Origin of the sequence: Corynebacterium sp. HMSC064H12, assembly GCF_001809925.1 — a bacterium.
GTDB lineage: Bacteria > Actinomycetota > Actinomycetes > Mycobacteriales > Mycobacteriaceae > Corynebacterium > Corynebacterium jeikeium_D.
On record NZ_KV799337.1, the window covers coordinates 1 to 15,835 of the forward strand.

Here is a 15,835-nt window from a genome sequence, read left to right on the forward strand (position 1 = left end):
TAAACTCACACAGTTTCACATTTGCAGCCCATAATTTTTCGGGGTTGTCAGTTTTGCTACTTAACCCACTCTATGGTCGGGGGATTTTTGCTCTTGCGGGCGTGACTCGATTCTCCACTGAGGAGGGGAGATCCAGCATTTTTGGAGGTCATCTCACGTAACCTGGGACGCATGAGGCTCGACAGTATAACTCGCCCCTTGCTGGCGTCCTTTTTCGCCGCGGTCGCGTGGAGTGTTTTAGGTGGGCTAATCTTGCCGGAGCCCAACCTCGCCTACGACGAAGGAATTGCGTCGTGGATTGTGTCCATGCTGGTCTCAGTAATGCTGGTCGGAGCAATAGCCGTTTTCGCCGGTGATGGGTCGTTGGCTCGGGGGATGACCAGCGCGCGGAGCATTGTCGCAGCAGCTACCGGCGCAGGAATTGCCGCGCTTGGCGATCTGGCATTCCTATTTCTCACCACGCCGCTCGATGGCCAGGACGGCCTAGCCGTCGCCTATGTCGTGTTCTTCTACATCCCGCTACTATTTCTTGGCGGATGGGCCGCCAGTGCCGCGATTAATCGGATGCGTAGGTGGTACCGGCAAGTGAAGAAAGAAAGAGAGACCTAGCTGGCGGCCGTGAGCTAGGCCTCTAACTTTGGAGTCGCCAGCGCCTGGTGCGTCAGGTTAAGGCCGACCATCGTAACCTGCCAGGCGCGGAGGGCGTTTTTTTGGGGGGCAGAGGCGATTGTCGACACCTTCATCGGACGTGAATCGGAATCGACAAACCGCCTAGCCCCAAGGGGTCGGATTCTTAGAACAGGCCAGTCGGGTTCTCGTCGTAAGAGACGAGCATGCACTTGGTCTCCTGGTAGTGCTCGAGCATCATCAAGTGATTCTCGCGGCCGATACCGGACTGCTTGTAACCGCCGAAGGCTGCGTGAGCAGGGTAGCTGTGGTAGTTATTCACCCATACGCGGCCAGCCTGGATACCGCGGGCAGCGCGGTAGGCGTTGTTCTGGTTGCGGCTCCACACGCCGGCGCCAAGACCGTAGATAGTGTCGTTGGCAATGTCGAGAGCCTCGTCCAGAGTCTTGAAGGTTGTCACGGCCAGGACCGGGCCGAAGATCTCCTCACGGAAGAAACGCATCGAGTTGTTGCCTTTAAAGATGGTCGGCTCGACGTAGTAGCCTCCCTCCAGCCCTTCGAGCTTGGCGACGTTGCCGCCGGTGAGAACCTCCGCGCCCTCCGTCGGCCCGGACTCCAAGTATCCGGAGATTTTGTCCAGCTGCTCCTGGGACGCCTGGGCACCCATCTGTACCGACGTATCCAGCGGGTTGCCGGTCTTAATCTGCTTGACGCGCTCGACCGCGAGCTTCAGGAACTCATCAGCGATGTCTTCGTGGACCAGGGCTCGCGACGGGCAGGTGCAGACCTCGCCCTGGTTCAGCGCGAACATGGCCAGGCCCTCGATGCACTTCTCACGGAACGCGTCGTCGGCATCCATGACGTCGGGGAAGAAGATGGATGGGGACTTGCCGCCGAGCTCCAGCGTGATTGGAATAATCTTGTCGGACACTGCCTTGTTGATTAGCTGGCCCACGGCAGTCGATCCGGTGAACGCAATTTTGGAGATCCGGTCGCTTGCGGTCAGCGCAGCACCGGCCTCGGTGCCGAGGCCATTGACGATGTTGAGAACGCCGTCCGGAAGCAAATCGGCGATAATCTCGGTGAGCATGAGAATCGACGCGGGGGTCTGCTCTGCTGGCTTGAGCACGATGCAGTTGCCGGCGGCGAGGGCCGGGGCGATCTTCCATGCGGCCATCAGGAGGGGGAAGTTCCACGGGATAATCTGGCCGACGACGCCGAGTGGCTCGTGGAAGTGGTAGGCGACCGTGTTGTCGTCAATCTGTGAGATGCGCCCCTCCTGCGTGCGGGTGGCCCCGGCGAAGTAGCGGAAGTGGTCGATTGCGAGCGGGATGTCAGCGGCGAGGGTCTCGCGAATGGCCTTGCCGTTCTCCCAGGTCTCGGCGACGGCAATCTTCTCAAGGTTTTCCTCCAGACGGTCCGCGATGCGGTGGAGGATCAGCGCCCGCTCGGCCGCAGGAACCGAGGCCCAGGAGTCCTTCGCCTTGTGCGCGGCGTCGAGAGCGAGCTCAATGTCTTTCTCGTTAGACCGCGGAACCCGGCAGAAAACCTCGCCCGTAACCGGGGTGGAGTTGTCCATGTATTGCCCGTCTACTGGAGGTGTCCACTTACCATCGATGAAATTTTCGTACTGCTCCTTGTACGTGAAGATTGCATCGGGGGTGCCGGGGTTGGCGTAAACAGTCATGTAGACACGTCCTTTCTATAGGGAAACAACAAACGTATGAGCCAACTTTAAATTGTGACTCGTGTCATAATCAACACTTATTTTTTCATCGCTTTTGCGAGAGATGCGATTGCTGCCGACCCTAAATCTGCCCCGACGTCGCCGTGAGAAATTCCAAAATTGCCCGCACACGGCGGTTTTCCTCGCCGGGCTCCAGATGCAGCTTCATAAAGATGTTGGACACGTGTTTCGCCACCGCCGCCCCGGAAAGCACGAGGTCATCGGCAATCTGCTTATTGGACTTGCCGCGTGCCATCAGCTCGAGCACTTCGCGTTCGCGCGCCGTTAAACTGGCTAGCCCCGATTTGCCGGACTGCATCAATGCCGTCGCCACATCAGGGTCAATCACCACGCCACCACCTGCGACGACCTCGAGCGAACCCAAGAAGTCCAGCACCTGGCCAACGCGGTCTTTGAGCAGATACCCGGTCCCGCCACTCGAGCTGCTGCCACTTGAGCCGGCCCCAGTACCAACCCCAGCACCTCCCGGCGAGAACAACTCACGCGCATACGCCGGCGCCACATACTGCGACAGCACCATGACATTCAGCTGCGGATAACGCTCGCGCAGTTCCACTGCGGCCCGCAGGCCGTCGTCACTCATCTTCGGAGGCATGCGCACATCGGTAATCACCAGGTCTGGCAGCTCGCCCGAGTCGTCAAACCGGTCATCGATGTCCGCCACCAGACCGTGCGCAGTGTCGACCATCGCAATCACTTCATGTCCGCGCTTTTCGACGAGCCCCGCGACTCCTTCCCGCAGGAGTGCCGAGTCATCCGCAATGACAATTTTCATTATTTCGCCGCACCTTTCTTCTCCACGCTTTCCATATCCATGCCTTCTATTTCTCCAATGCCCGATTCCCAGCGATTTAGCATCAAGGGAATTCTGGCTATTACCTGCGTTGGCCCGCCTTCGGGAGAGTGCATGGTCATCGCACCGTCAAAAGTGGCCAGGCGCTCTTTCATGCCCCGCAATCCGCGCCCCAATTTTGCCCCACCTGGGCCTTGGTCCGTAATTGAAATATTCAGTGTTTGATCTGAGGTGAGCAGCACAGAAACAGGAGCATTCGGCGCATATTTTGCTGCATTTGTCAGCACTTCTGCACAGAAAAAATATGCCGCGGCGAGCACGCTTTCCTCCAATTCCGGCAGCGGATAGGGAGTGTGTACAACAACGTGAGGGCCATATCCTTCAGCAATTTCCTCAACAGCCGCTTGCAGTCCGCGATCGCGCAACACCTGCGGATGGATGCCATGGACTGTTCGCCGCAAGGCCCGCAGGCCATCCTCCAAATGGCCGCGCGTTTCCGACAGGAGCTGCATTAGTTCCTCATTGCCAGTATTGGAGGCCTCTAATTCCGCAAGTCCTAATTTCATTGAAGCCGCAACAATGTATTGCTGAGCTCCGTCGTGGAGGTCATTTTCAATGCGGCGACGTTCAATCTCAAAGGCTTCGGCAATTGTTCGTCGTGAAGCGGTAAGTTCGGCGATGCGGGCGGCGGCGGATTCCTCGTAGCTGCGTTTATGCGCTTTTTCGCGACGGTTCGCGCCGATATATTTGCGGAAATAATCCTTCAGCTCCATAGTTTCCCATGGTACGAAAGCTCTGTGTGCGGAGGAATTAATTTCCGGCATGGTAGACCTAGCACTACCGCAAAAGGAAAGTGGGCACGGTGTTGAAATCGCCTCCGTGCGAGTGAAATGAGTGCCATGACAGAGAACAACAGCCCCAGAAACGCACGACTTTGTATCCGCGACATCACCAAGTCCTACAATTCCGCTCCCGTTCTCACCGGCATTTCGCTGACCATTGAGCCCGGCGAAACGGTTGCAGTCATGGGACCGTCAGGTTCTGGTAAGTCCACGCTGCTGCACTGCATGTCCGGCGTTTTGCTACCGGACGACGGCGACGTCATCTTCGGTGACACAAAGATCAGTTCGCTTTCCGACGCCGACCGCTCCGCCCTCCGCCTGCACGACTTCGGCTTCGTTTTCCAAGATGGCCAGCTCCTTCCCGAGCTGACTGCCAGGGAAAACGTTGCTCTGCCAATGATTCTGCAGGGCAAGAAGCGCTCGAAGTCACTCGCGCTTGCCGACGATGTCCTCAACCGCCTGGGGCTCAAGGACCTCACGCGCCGTCGCCCAGGACAGATGTCCGGCGGTCAAGCACAACGTGTGGCAATTGCCCGCGCGATGGCCGGCGAGCCAGGTGTCATCTTCGCCGATGAGCCGACTGGCGCGCTGGACCAGTCCACAGGCCATGAGGTCATGCAGCAGCTCACCGCGTTGGTGGAGCAGACTGGCACGACATTGGTGATGGTCACGCACGATGTGAAGGTGGCCGACTGGTGTCGTCGACGTGTGGAGATCCGCGATGGCCTGATTCACGACGACCGCATGCTGGCAGGAGCGGAGGTTACAAAGTGAGCACCGTAACTGAAGCAACAAAACCCCAGAGAATTCCTACCGGCGCACTAGCGGACTTGAGCACGCGGCTGCAGCGCGCCGGGCGTGAATCCCATTCGGGAAACGGCTGGCTGTCCGCATTGTCCGTGGTGGCCATGACCGTGAGTACCTGGTTGGCGTTGGTCGTCGTCGGTGGCACGGCGATGTTTTACCGCCGTTGGCAGGCTGAGCCAAAGCTGCCGCCGAACCCAACACCCGAGGATTACATGAATCAAGGTCAGGGCGAGATGTACCTGCAGCTGGCACTCGTGGCCTGTGTTTTTGTGATTCCGGCAATGGTTTCGCTCGTGGCACAGTCGGCGGTGCTTGGCGCTGCAGGACGTGAGCAGCGATTGGCAACTCTGCGCTTGATTGGTCTGTCTAACGGGGCAGTTACGCGCATGGTGATTATCGAAACCCTCGTATTGGCAGCTGTAGGGCTTGTCGTGGGCACGTTGTTGTCGGTGGCCACTGCGCCATTCTGGGCGATAATCAAGTTCGACAATGACTACCTGGATACCTGGGACATGTTGCTGCCCTGGTGGGGCTACCCGCTGGTCTGGGTTGCCGTGGTGCTCCTCGCGCTCTATGCGGCTGTGGTTGGTTTGCGAAGGGTGATGATTTCACCACTCGGCGTTAGCCGCAAGGAAGTGCCCAAGTCGATGAAGGCTTGGCGCATGATTGTGGCCGTTGTTATCGGTGCGATCGTCCTATACGTGATTGCCAACTCCAATATCGCGGGTGGAACCGTCACTGCCACGCTTGGTGTCGCAGCGATGATGTACCTGATGGTCTGGGCAATTGGCCTGGTGGCGCCTTTCTTTATCCAGCTTGTTGCCCGCATCTCCAGCTTCTTCGGTACTTCAAGTGATTTTGTGGCGACGCGACGAGTCGCGACTAACGCTAAGGAATCGTGGCGTCGAGTAAGTTCCATGGCCTTCCTGTCTCTGCTGCTTGGCTACACAATGATGGTGCCTGGCGAAGACAAGATTGAAGAGGTTGCAGATGTCACATTCGCGCACGATATTGCAACCGGTGTGACTATCACTTTCGTAATCGGTTTCATTCTGTTGCTGGTGTCAACGCTTTTGACTCAGGCCTCAGCCGTCTATGAAGAGGCATCGCTGACAAAGGCGCTGGACTTCATCGGGACGCCAATCAGCTTCCACCGCACGGTCACTTTCAAGCAGACATTCTTTCCCATGCTTGCGACCAGCATCTTCGGCTTTGTTATGGGTGCGCTGTTGGGAGCCACCATGTTCGGCCCGATTGCGAACGAAATCACGTTTGGTCAACGCTCACTTGTTGTTGCGCTGGCGTACCTCGTGGGAGTTGTATCAGTTGGCGCTGTGACCTTGGCGGTTGATCCGCTTCGCCACAAGTTGCTGGGTCGACAGATTCGCCATAACGACTAGTCGCCATTAAAAGGGCAGTGGAGTGGCCGGGCAGTGGTGCTCGGTGCTCGGCCAGTTCCTTAGGGTTCAACTTGAGGATTAGAGCCTGTAACCAACTGTGGTTCATCTGATAACCAAGCATTCATCTCACAACCACGTAATTTCTACCTCTGACTTTTAGCCTGAGGGCATGCGTACCTACGTGCTTGATACCTCGGTCCTGCTGTCCGATCCCCACGCCACCAAGAAGTTCGATGAGCACCAAGTTGTGCTTCCGCTGGTCGTGGTGAGTGAGTTGGAGGCCAAGCGCCACCACCCAGAGCTGGGGTGGTTCGCCCGAGAAGCGCTCCGTTTCCTCGAAGAGCTGCGTTACCGCTACGGCCACCTGGACCGGCCTGTGCCCGCCAATGATCTTGGCGGGTTTATGCATATTGAGCTCAACCACTCCGATCCCTCCATCCTTCCCGCAGGCTTCCGCACCGCCGAAAACGATCACCGCATTCTCGCTTGCGCCCTTAATCTTCAGCACGATGGACATGATGTCGTGCTGGTCACCAAGGACATTCCGCTTCGCGTCAAGGCTGGTGCGGTCGGCTTGCCTGCCGACGATTACCGCGCCCAGGACGTCGTTCTGACTGGGTACTCGGGAATGGTGGAAGTAGACGTCGACCCGGAGGAAATTGATCGTCTCTTCGCCAATGGGTTCCTTGAGCTCGAGCAGATCCAGGATCAGCCGCTGCACTGCGGCGTGCAGCTCAGCGCTGGTAGCCAGTCTGCGCTGGCACGGGTGAGCGCCCCGGGCGTCGTCAAGCTTGTGCGGGGCGATACGGAGGCGTTTGGCCTGAAGGGGCGGTCGGCGGAGCAGCGTGTGGCGCTTGACCTGCTGTTGGATGACTCGGTGGGGATTGTGTCCCTCGGCGGCCGAGCCGGTACGGGTAAGTCGGCGCTTGCGCTGTGCGCGGGACTGGAGTCGGTGCTGGAGCGCGGACTGCATCGCCGGATTGTGGTGTTCCGTCCGCTCTACGCGGTAGGTGGTCAGAACCTTGGCTACCTGCCAGGTAGTGAGGACGAAAAGATGAACCCGTGGGCGCAGGCTGTTTACGACACCCTGGAGGGATTGGTTTCAGACAACGTGATGGATGAGATTGCCTCGCGCGACATGCTGGAGGTACTGCCACTGACACACATTCGCGGTCGTAGCCTGCATGACAGCTTCGTGATTGTCGATGAGGCACAGTCGCTGGAGCGCAACGTACTGCTGACGGTGCTGTCGCGTCTTGGTAGCAATTCCCGAGTCATCCTTACGCACGATGTGGCGCAGCGTGACAACCTGCGCGTCGGCCGCCATGACGGCGTGCAGGCGGTGATTGAAAAACTCAAGGGCAACGAGCTTTTTGCACACATCACGCTGAAGCGCTCGGAGCGCTCGAAGATTGCGGAGCTCGTTACGGGACTACTCGATTAAGAGTAAGCTTGTGAGGCAGATACGTAGGAGCTGTTCCTGCGGTTACTTTCACTCGGATCGTTCGGCACGTACCTGCCGATGAAAGGTTTGTATTCACATGGCTACTGTGACTTTTGCTGATGCCACTCGCATTTACCCTGGTGCGACGAAGCCTTCTGTGGACAAGTTCAACTTGGAAATTGCCGATGGCGAGTTCCTGGTTCTGGTGGGCCCCTCCGGTTGTGGTAAGTCCACAACACTGCGCATGCTTGCCGGTCTGGAAGAGGTCAATGAGGGCAAGATTTTCATTGGAGATCGTGATGTGACCAATGTCTCGCCCAAGGATCGCGATATTGCGATGGTCTTCCAGAACTACGCACTGTACCCGCATATGACGGTGCGCGAGAACATGGGCTTCGCGCTCAAGATTGCTGGTGTGGACAAGGACGAGATTGACCGTCGTGTCGAAGAAGCTGCGAAGACCCTGGATCTAACTCAGTTCCTGGATCGTAAGCCTAAGGCTCTATCCGGTGGTCAGCGTCAGCGTGTGGCAATGGGGCGTGCGATTGTGCGCAAGCCGCAGGTGTTCCTGATGGACGAGCCGTTGTCGAACCTGGACGCGAAGCTGCGTGTTCAAACCCGTACTCAGATTGCGGCCATGCAGCGTCGGATGGGTGTGACCACCATGTATGTCACCCACGACCAGACTGAGGCGCTGACCATGGGCGACCGCATCGCGGTCATTAACTTCGGTGTTCTGCAGCAGGTCGGTACCCCGCGGGAACTCTACGAAACCCCGGCAAACGAATTCGTCGCGGGCTTCATTGGCTCGCCTGCGATGAACCTGGGCACGTTCAACGTCTCTAATGGTTACGCCACGTTGGGTGAGGCCAAGATTAAGCTGCCGGAAGCCACACTTGCTGCAATCGTGCCGGAGGATCAGAACCAGATTATCGTGGGCTTCCGTCCGGAGGCATTCGACCTGGTCGAGGGGCCGGGCGATGACGTCATTCCGGTGCAGGTTAACTTGGTCGAGGAATTGGGCTCCGATGCATTCATGTATGGCGATCTCGTCGGTGGCGGAGCATTGAGCTCCGGATCTTCCTCTAACCCGGACGAAGAGGAACACGGTCAGGTGGTTATTCGTACCGCCCCGCGCACCGCGCCGCAGTTGGGCTCGGTAGTTTACGGCAAGATTCGTCCGGGCATGCTGCACCTGTTCTCGAAGTCGACTGGTATGCGCCTTCCGGCCTAAACTCTTTCGTTTAGATGAAATGAGTAGCTGGTAGGGCAGTGGGACAGTAAGACAGTTTTAGGAGCCACCGTGTCGGAAACTATGAAAATAGCCGCGACAACGGTGGCTTCAAAGCTTTTGCGCCTTCCTTGGCATATACCTCTGGAACAGTGGCCAGATGATTTGTTAGCCGCCCTACCTCAGGGAATTTCGCGGCACATTGTTCGATTCGTCAACTTGGATGACCGCGTCATTGCAGTGAAAGAAATTGGTGAGTTCACTGCTCATCATGAGTATCGAATGCTGCGTGACCTGGTCAGGCTCGGTGCTCCATCGGTTCGCCCGCTCGCGGTCATTACTGGCCGCAAGGATCCAGATGGCGAACCGTTAACTGCGGCACTCGTCACAGAACATCTCGAGTATTCGCTGCCGTATCGTGCAGTTTTTTCTCAACAGGTCACCCGCGAAACTGTGGTCCGCCTGATTGACTCGCTGGTAGTCCTGCTAGTTCGGTTACATCTCCTTGGTTTTTACTGGGGCGACGTGTCGCTGTCGAACACGTTGTTTCGTCGTGACGCAGACGCTTTCTCCGCCTACCTTGTCGACGCGGAAACGGGAGATTTGCAAGGCACACTCTCAGATTCCCGCAGGCTTTACGACGTTGACGTTGCCCATACCAACATCATCGGAGAGCTCATGGATCTGCAGGCCGGCGGATTCCTCGATCCTGAGTTGGACGTAATTGCGGTGGGTAGGCGCATTATTGAGCGTTATGAGGACCTGTGGCAAGAGCTGACGGGGGAAGAATCTATTGGTGTTGAGGAGCCTTGGCTTGTCGATGAGCGGATTCGCAGGCTCAACGACCTCGGTTTCGATGTTGGCGAGCTGAAAGTCACCAGTGATGGTGGCCGCGTTGTGTTCCGACCACGAGTGGTTGACGCAGGGCATCACCATAGGCAGTTAATGCGACTGACGGGGTTGGATGTTCAAGAACGGCAAGCGAGGCGGATGCTCAATAGTATGCAGACCTTTCGGTTGGCGGAAGGTCTTGAAGGGGTTCCGCTAGAGCAGGTTGCGCACCGATGGCTGCGTGAAGTTTTCGAGGCCACAATCCTGGCTGTGCCCGAGGGGCTGCGTGGAAGGCTGCAGGATGCGCAGGTTTTCCACGAGGTCTTGGAGCATCGCTGGTACATGGCAGAAAAACGCCGTGCGGATGTGCCGCTTCAAGAAGCGGTGCAGAGCTACGTAGACCGAGTGTTGCCCGGGCATCGCGACGAGTCCGTATATCTTCCGGCGAGCGATGAGGTCGAGTAGCTCTCTAGAAGCAGACTGTCGAGCGTACGATTATTTCAAAAGTGACAAGTAAACGACTCGCCAGGATATTATAAAAATATACATTCACGCCAAACAGGGGTGCTTTTGGTGGTCGGGTGGTTGTCGGGTCTGCGTGTGATTGTCGCGGCCAGGTGCTTACTTTGGTGCCGGTAGGCGGCTCTGTTCAGCGAAAACAGCTCGAAAACAGCTCAAATTCTAGGTGTGCTTTCGAGAGCTTTTGCTATTTTTCTCCTTTGCATTTGTTCACAGCTGGCTGAAGGCCAACCTAAATTGGTTTTGGTCAAGTAAGATTTTGGTGAGACCGAATACCCGCGTGGGTGGCGTCGAAGTTCGCATGAAAGGCTACTTCTAGCCGCAGGGCGGGATAATCCAATTAGGCCACGGCTGCTGGCAAATATTCGTCCGAATTGCTCGGAGGATGCCATTGAAGTGGCCTTTCTTCTCAAGGGAGAAAATATAGTGAAGAACTTCAAGCGCCTTTCAGCTCTGTGTGCAGCAGGCCTGATGGCAACCGCTGGTTTGGTTGCGTGCTCGAGTGATGATGCGGTTGCAGATGGTGGTGTCTACTTCCTTAACTTCAAGCCGGAGCAGGATGCCGCATATCAGAAGATTGCGAAGGCATACACTGACAAGACTGGTGTCCAGGTCAAGGTCGTTACTGCTGCTTCGAATTCCTATGAGCAAACTCTGAAGGCCGAGATTGGTAAAAAGGACGCGCCAACACTGTTCCAAGTCAATGGTCCGGCGGGCCTGCGTACTTGGCAGGAATACATGGCAGACATGTCTGACACTGAGATCGCACAAAACCTCAACGAGGGCATCGAGCCGCTGAAGGGCGAGGACGGCAAGGTATACGGCGTCCCGTTTGCAGTCGAGGGGTTTGGCCTGATCTATAACGAAGAGATCATGGACAAGTACTTCGCGCTGCCCGATGCCAAGGCCAAGAGCATCGACGAGATTAAGGCCTTCGGAAAGCTGAAGGAAGTTGCTGAGGACATGCAGGCCAAGAAGGACAAGCTGGGGATTTCCGGCACCTTCGCTTCCACCTCGCTTGCATCCGGTGAGGATTGGCGCTGGCAGACACACTTGGCCAACGGACCGGTTCATTATGAATTCGAGGACCTTGGCACCAAGGAAACCGCTGATGTGAAGTTCAAGTACAACAAGGAGTTCAAGAACCTCTTTGATCTGTACCTGAATAACTCCACTGTCGAAAAGACTCTGGCCCCGTCGAAGGCTGTGTCCGACTCGATGGCGGAATTCGCCCAGGGCAAGGCCGCTATGGTTCAGAATGGCAACTGGGCATGGTCCCAGATCAACGATGTCTCCGGCAACGTGGTCAAGCAGGACAAGATTAAGTTCATGCCTATGTACATGGGCCTGAAGGACGAGGATAAGACCGGCATCTCGGTTGGTACTGAGAACTACCTGACGGTCAACTCCAAGGCTTCGGAGGCTTCCCAAAAGGCAACGAAGGACTTCGTCAATTGGCTGTTCAACACCGATGAGGGCAAGAAGTACGTCGTCGAGGATCTCGGATTCATCGCTCCGTTCCAGAACTTCACTGAAGCCGACACTCCGAATGACCCGCTGGCCAAGGAAGTGGCCGCAGCAATTGAGAACGAGGACCTGACCACCATCCCGTGGGACTTCCAGTACTTCCCGTCGCAGCAGTTCAAGGATGATTTTGGCGCAGCGCTGGCGCAGTACGCTTCCGGAAAGATGCCGTGGGACAAGGTTGTCGAGACTTTCGCCGACAGCTGGAATGCGGAATCTCCGAACAATTAAATACCAGCAAATCAATGGTGATCCATTCCATCGGTGAGTGTGAAGCGAAAGCTTCTCGCGCATGAACAACCGACGGAATGAGTTCATCCAATGGCAAGGCGGAGCTCGGGGCTCGGTGACCTGTTAAACCGGTCTCGAGGCACCGGGCTCCGCCTTTAGCTTTAGGAGCGGTGTTGTAGATGCAAGCAACATTGAAAAAGTATTTCCCAATTTTCGTGCTACCCACGCTGATTGCCTTTGCAATCGCGTTCCTGGTGCCGTTCGTTATCGGTTTCTTCCTATCATTTACTGACTTCACAACCATCACTAATGCGCAGTGGGTTGGTATCGAGAACTACCAGAAGGCCTTTAGTGAGCGCGAGGGCTTCGTCGCCTCCTTCGGATTCACTCTCATGGTGGTTGTTGTTTCCATCATTACTGTGAACTTGTTCGCGTTCTGGATCGCATGGATTCTGACGCGCAAGCTGAAGGGCACGAACTTCTTCCGCACAGTCTTCTTCATGCCGAACCTTATCGGTGGCATCGTGCTCGGTTATACCTGGCAGTCGATGATTAACGCCGTGCTGGCATCGTACGGTACGACGATTGTGTCCGACTGGAAGTTCGGTTACGCCGGTCTGATCATCCTCATCAACTGGCAGCTGGTCGGTTACATGATGATTATCTATATTGCCGGTCTGCAGAATGTCCCACCGGAGCTCATCGAAGCTGCGGAGATTGATGGCGCCGGACGCTGGGAGATTCTGCGGCACGTTACTATCCCGATGGTCATGCCATCGATTACCATTTGCCTCTTCTTGACTCTGTCGAACACTTTCAAACTCTTCGATCAAAACTTGGCCCTGACCAATGGTGCGCCGGGTTCAGAGACAGAAATGGTTGCTCTGAACATCGTCAACACCATGTTCAACCGAATTGGTGTGGAGGGCGTTGGTCAAGCCAAGGCAGTAATATTCGTCGTCGTGGTCGTAGCGATCGCGATGCTGCAGCTGCGTGCTACTCGCAGCAAGGAAGTGGAGGCATAAATGTCTGTCGACGCTGCAATGACCACTGAAACGGCCACCAAGCTCCCCAAGGCCAAGCCCGCTAAGCAGGACGAGGCCAAGGTGGGAGGCGTATCTAAGGTCATCATCTACGCGATTCTGGTGTTTTTGACCGTCGTGTTCTTGGGGCCAATCGCGTTCATTATCTTCAACTCGTTCAAGTCCAAGTTCGCAATTTCAGATAACCCCTTCCAGCTGCCACTAGGTGACATGTGGGTCGGGTTCGAAAACTACGCCGTCGGCCTGATGAAGGAGGGCTTCGGCTGGGCGATCGTGTGGTCCTTTGTCATCACGATCCTCTCGGTTATTGCGATTGTGTTCTTCTCTGCGATGACGGCTTACTACATCACGCGAGTGAAGACGTGGTGGACCTCGCTGCTGTATTACCTGTTTGTGTTCTCGATGGTCATCCCGTTCCAGATGGTGATGTTCCCGACCGTCAAGATCGCCGACATGCTGCATTTGAACAACCCAATCGGCATCGTGGTTCTCTACTTGGGCTTTGGCTCCGGCTTGTCGGTCTTCATGTTTGCCGGCTTCATCAAGTCCATCCCGATTGACATCGAGGAAGCCGCGATGATTGATGGCGCATCTCCGATGCAGAACTACTTCCGCATCGTTTTGCCCATGCTCAAGCCGACTGCAGTGACTGTCGCCATTCTGAACGCTATGTGGGTATGGAACGACTACCTGCTGCCGTACCTGGTCATTGGCCTGTCTACTAAGTACAAGACCATCCCGGTTGTCGTGCAGAGCTTCGTTGGCTCCAACGGTAACCGTGACCTTGGCGCGATGATGGCAATGCTGGTGCTCGCAATCATTCCGATTGTGATTTTCTACGTCGCCACCCAGAAGCACATTATCGAGGGTGTTGCTGCGGGTGCCGTTAAGGGATAGCTGCCTAAGCGTTAGCGCATAGGACGCCAAGCACCGCGTTTTACGAAAGCGAAAGCCTCAACCGCGTAGGTTGAGGCTTTCGTCTGTTAATCAGCCTTTATTAGGATATGAACCCGTGGATAGATTTTTCAGCACCGATACAAAGTTCTACGCAGCCTGGTCGCTGTTAGCAGACCTTGTAATCATCAACCTGCTGATGATCGTCGCATCCATCCCGATAGTCACTGCAGGCGCCGCAACTCGCGCTGGAGTAGTAGTCGCTCGCGACATGGTCCGTGACGAAGGCTCAAGGCCCGTACGGCGCTTCTTGCGCGCACTGTTGGACAATTGGCGCACACCAACCGTGTGGTGGCTATTCACCTTGGTTCTCGCCAGTGGCATTGGCTATGAGTTTTACGTTATCTCCCGCGCGGACCTCGGCACTGTCGGCCTGATCTTCGCCGCAGGAGTTACCTCCGGGGCGCTAATACTGCTGGGAATTACCGCGTGGGTCTACTCGCTGTGCTCGCTTTCCGACGGTCACTCGTCGCTCCGCCGAACCCTGGCAACGGCCACCAGCATGACCGTCAAAAACCTGCCGCGGACTGCGCTCGCAGTATTGGCGCTTCTCATCGTGCCCGCGGCCATATTCTTTTTCCCGGCGAAAATCTACGCGATTGCTACCTATGTCTTCCTCATCGGGTACGCGTTGAGTTGGTACTTGGTGATGCTGGCGCTTGAGCCCGTTCTGCCAGACAATGCTGGGTAGGTTCTCCCGCTGGCCCCACTGGCACTGACTTAATCGGTGCCAGCTCGCACACCAGGCCGCTGACGACCCTTAGCCCGCGTACTCTTTCACAGGGGGAAAATCCTCCGCCTCGACCATCTCCAGCAGTTTTTCGCGACGTGCAAAAGCGGAGCATGCGCCGACCGCCTGTACAGCTGCTGCGCCTGCTGCGGTGGCCAGGGGGACGGCGTCGTAAAGCGAGGTGCCCTTAGCCAGTTCCGCGGTGAGCGTGCCGACGAACGCATCACCGGAGCCAGTGCCGTCGACAATCTTCTCCTCTGGCAGCTTGAGCGCGGGGTGCTCGTAGATTGTCGGCTCGTCGTCGAGACCGTCGGAGTGCTGTGCGAAGAGACAGCCGTGGTCGCCCCGGAGCATGACGACACTGGGGCAGTACTGCAGAAGCGCCTCGAGCTGTGCGCGGTAGTCGGTAGCGCGGATTCCTTCGGCGATGTCCAGGCGACGGATTGTTTCCCAGGCGCCCTTCATGTTGACGATCAGCGGATCTGCATGGTCAATCAGGGCAGGTGTAACGGTTACGACCGGATTGAGGTTCAGCACCAGTCGCGCGCTGTACATGGATGCGACGGACGCGATGGCCTCAGTTGCTTCCGGAAGGAGCTCGCCCTGCGCGAGCACGACATCCGCTGATGCGAACTCGTCGACGAAATCGGTGGGGTCGGTTAGCGCATCGGCACCGCGCTGGACAAAAATCACCGGGCGACCCTTGCGGTTCGTTGCGACGAAAGCGCTGCCGGTCGGCAAATCCCAGGACGTCTGAATGGAGTGGACATCTACGCCGTGTGCGTTGAGTTCCTCGACCACGAAATCCGCTGCGCGGTCCTCACCAACCGTACCGGCCATGATCGCACGGACGCCGTCATAAGCGATAGCAACGGCCTGGTTAGCGCCCTTGCCGCCCAGCATATTCGTGCCGTCATCAACGATGAGCGTGCCACCTTCTGCGGGGACACTATCGACCTGTACCAAGGTATCTAGGTGGATAGATCCACATACAACAACTGTTGGATTCTCATTCAGGTCAGGAATCGGCTGCATAAAAATAAAGGATAGTCGGGAATTCAAATCCGTGTTGGCGGCCCGAGTTTACAGCCGTCAGAGCCCGCGAATCGATG

General features: G+C 56.6%; 14 protein-coding genes. 10 read left to right on the top strand and 4 right to left on the bottom strand.

Features of this window, described 5'->3' with window-relative positions; genetic code table 11:
* Nucleotides 1-171: 171 nt before the first annotated feature.
* On the top strand, nt 172-609 hold the full coding sequence (locus HMPREF2681_RS04425; RefSeq protein WP_070546202.1) for a hypothetical protein: 438 nt from the start codon (nt 172-174) through the stop codon (nt 607-609).
* Between the two features lie 184 nt (nt 610-793).
* On the opposite strand, the gene HMPREF2681_RS04430 is transcribed toward HMPREF2681_RS04425, so the two are convergent.
* The 3 genes from HMPREF2681_RS04430 to HMPREF2681_RS04440 all read right to left on the bottom strand — a co-directional run bounded on the left by HMPREF2681_RS04430 (nt 794) and on the right by HMPREF2681_RS04440 (nt 3,940).
* The gene (locus HMPREF2681_RS04430; RefSeq protein WP_070546204.1) at nt 794-2,314 is read right to left on the bottom strand and encodes an acetaldehyde dehydrogenase ExaC; all 1,521 of its coding nucleotides are present in this window, start codon (nt 2,312-2,314) and stop codon (nt 794-796) included.
* 121 nt (nt 2,315-2,435) lie between these two features.
* On the bottom strand, nt 2,436-3,149 hold the full coding sequence (locus HMPREF2681_RS04435) for a LuxR C-terminal-related transcriptional regulator (protein ID WP_049170138.1): 714 nt from the start codon (nt 3,147-3,149) through the stop codon (nt 2,436-2,438).
* Entirely contained in the window at nt 3,149-3,940 is a 792-nt protein-coding gene (locus HMPREF2681_RS04440; RefSeq protein ID WP_083301589.1) for a sensor histidine kinase, read from the bottom strand. The genes HMPREF2681_RS04435 and HMPREF2681_RS04440 overlap by 1 nt, the downstream gene beginning before the upstream one ends.
* A gap of 117 nt (nt 3,941-4,057) precedes the next feature.
* On the opposite strand from HMPREF2681_RS04440, the gene HMPREF2681_RS04445 reads away from it, so the two are divergent.
* The 9 genes from HMPREF2681_RS04445 to HMPREF2681_RS04485 all read left to right on the top strand — a co-directional run bounded on the left by HMPREF2681_RS04445 (nt 4,058) and on the right by HMPREF2681_RS04485 (nt 14,684).
* Nucleotides 4,058-4,783 (top strand): ABC transporter ATP-binding protein, encoded by a 726-nt coding sequence (locus HMPREF2681_RS04445; RefSeq protein ID WP_070546206.1) that lies wholly within the window; start codon nt 4,058-4,060, stop codon nt 4,781-4,783.
* Nucleotides 4,780-6,216, top strand: a complete 1,437-nt coding sequence (locus HMPREF2681_RS04450) for an FtsX-like permease family protein (protein ID WP_070546208.1) — start codon at nt 4,780-4,782, stop codon at nt 6,214-6,216. Before HMPREF2681_RS04445 ends, HMPREF2681_RS04450 begins: the two co-directional genes overlap by 4 nt.
* Nucleotides 6,217-6,385: 169 nt before the next feature.
* Nucleotides 6,386-7,660: a PhoH family protein gene (locus HMPREF2681_RS04455; protein WP_042388806.1), complete on the top strand. Its 1,275-nt coding sequence runs from the start codon at nt 6,386-6,388 to the stop codon at nt 7,658-7,660.
* Between the two features lie 97 nt (nt 7,661-7,757).
* The gene (locus HMPREF2681_RS04460; protein ID WP_069359226.1) at nt 7,758-8,894 is read left to right on the top strand and encodes an ABC transporter ATP-binding protein; all 1,137 of its coding nucleotides are present in this window, start codon (nt 7,758-7,760) and stop codon (nt 8,892-8,894) included.
* Between the two features lie 81 nt (nt 8,895-8,975).
* Nucleotides 8,976-10,187 carry a DUF4032 domain-containing protein gene (locus tag HMPREF2681_RS04465; RefSeq protein ID WP_172620277.1) on the top strand — a complete coding sequence of 404 codons (1,212 nt, stop codon included), beginning with the start codon at nt 8,976-8,978 and terminating at the stop codon, nt 10,185-10,187.
* Between the two features lie 525 nt (nt 10,188-10,712).
* Nucleotides 10,713-11,996, top strand: coding sequence for an ABC transporter substrate-binding protein (locus tag HMPREF2681_RS04470; RefSeq protein ID WP_088611979.1), 1,284 nt, complete (start codon nt 10,713-10,715; stop codon nt 11,994-11,996).
* A gap of 179 nt (nt 11,997-12,175) precedes the next feature.
* Nucleotides 12,176-13,021 (top strand): carbohydrate ABC transporter permease, encoded by an 846-nt coding sequence (locus tag HMPREF2681_RS04475; RefSeq protein WP_016423090.1) that lies wholly within the window; start codon nt 12,176-12,178, stop codon nt 13,019-13,021.
* Nucleotides 13,022-13,039: 18 nt separating this feature from the next.
* A complete protein-coding gene (locus HMPREF2681_RS04480; protein WP_042389412.1) occupies nt 13,040-13,936 on the top strand; it encodes a carbohydrate ABC transporter permease in 897 nt (298 codons plus the stop codon).
* Between the two features lie 115 nt (nt 13,937-14,051).
* Nucleotides 14,052-14,684 (top strand): MusI family membrane protein, encoded by a 633-nt coding sequence (locus HMPREF2681_RS04485; RefSeq protein WP_070546210.1) that lies wholly within the window; start codon nt 14,052-14,054, stop codon nt 14,682-14,684.
* Between the two features lie 69 nt (nt 14,685-14,753).
* Here HMPREF2681_RS04485 and HMPREF2681_RS04490 read toward each other — a convergent pair whose 3' ends face one another.
* Nucleotides 14,754-15,758, bottom strand: a complete 1,005-nt coding sequence (locus HMPREF2681_RS04490; RefSeq protein WP_069359224.1) for a PfkB family carbohydrate kinase — start codon at nt 15,756-15,758, stop codon at nt 14,754-14,756.
* Nucleotides 15,759-15,835: the final 77 nt, after the last annotated feature.

Excerpts from the sequence above, each read along its gene's own strand:
- HMPREF2681_RS04425 (WP_070546202.1), top strand. The coding sequence starts at position 172 with ATGAGGCTCGACAGTATAACTCGCCCCTTGCTGGCGTCCTTTTTCGCC.
- HMPREF2681_RS04430 (WP_070546204.1), bottom strand. The coding sequence starts at position 2,314 with ATGACTGTTTACGCCAACCCCGGCACCCCCGATGCAATCTTCACGTAC.
- HMPREF2681_RS04435 (WP_049170138.1), bottom strand. The coding sequence starts at position 3,149 with ATGAAAATTGTCATTGCGGATGACTCGGCACTCCTGCGGGAAGGAGTC.
- HMPREF2681_RS04440 (WP_083301589.1), bottom strand. The coding sequence starts at position 3,940 with ATGGAGCTGAAGGATTATTTCCGCAAATATATCGGCGCGAACCGTCGC.
- HMPREF2681_RS04445 (WP_070546206.1), top strand. The coding sequence starts at position 4,058 with ATGAGTGCCATGACAGAGAACAACAGCCCCAGAAACGCACGACTTTGT.
- HMPREF2681_RS04455 (WP_042388806.1), top strand. The coding sequence starts at position 6,386 with ATGCGTACCTACGTGCTTGATACCTCGGTCCTGCTGTCCGATCCCCAC.
- HMPREF2681_RS04460 (WP_069359226.1), top strand. The coding sequence starts at position 7,758 with ATGGCTACTGTGACTTTTGCTGATGCCACTCGCATTTACCCTGGTGCG.
- HMPREF2681_RS04465 (WP_172620277.1), top strand. The coding sequence starts at position 8,976 with ATGAAAATAGCCGCGACAACGGTGGCTTCAAAGCTTTTGCGCCTTCCT.
- HMPREF2681_RS04470 (WP_088611979.1), top strand. The coding sequence starts at position 10,713 with ATGGCAACCGCTGGTTTGGTTGCGTGCTCGAGTGATGATGCGGTTGCA.
- HMPREF2681_RS04475 (WP_016423090.1), top strand. The coding sequence starts at position 12,176 with ATGCAAGCAACATTGAAAAAGTATTTCCCAATTTTCGTGCTACCCACG.
- HMPREF2681_RS04480 (WP_042389412.1), top strand. The coding sequence starts at position 13,040 with ATGACCACTGAAACGGCCACCAAGCTCCCCAAGGCCAAGCCCGCTAAG.
- HMPREF2681_RS04490 (WP_069359224.1), bottom strand. The coding sequence starts at position 15,758 with ATGCAGCCGATTCCTGACCTGAATGAGAATCCAACAGTTGTTGTATGT.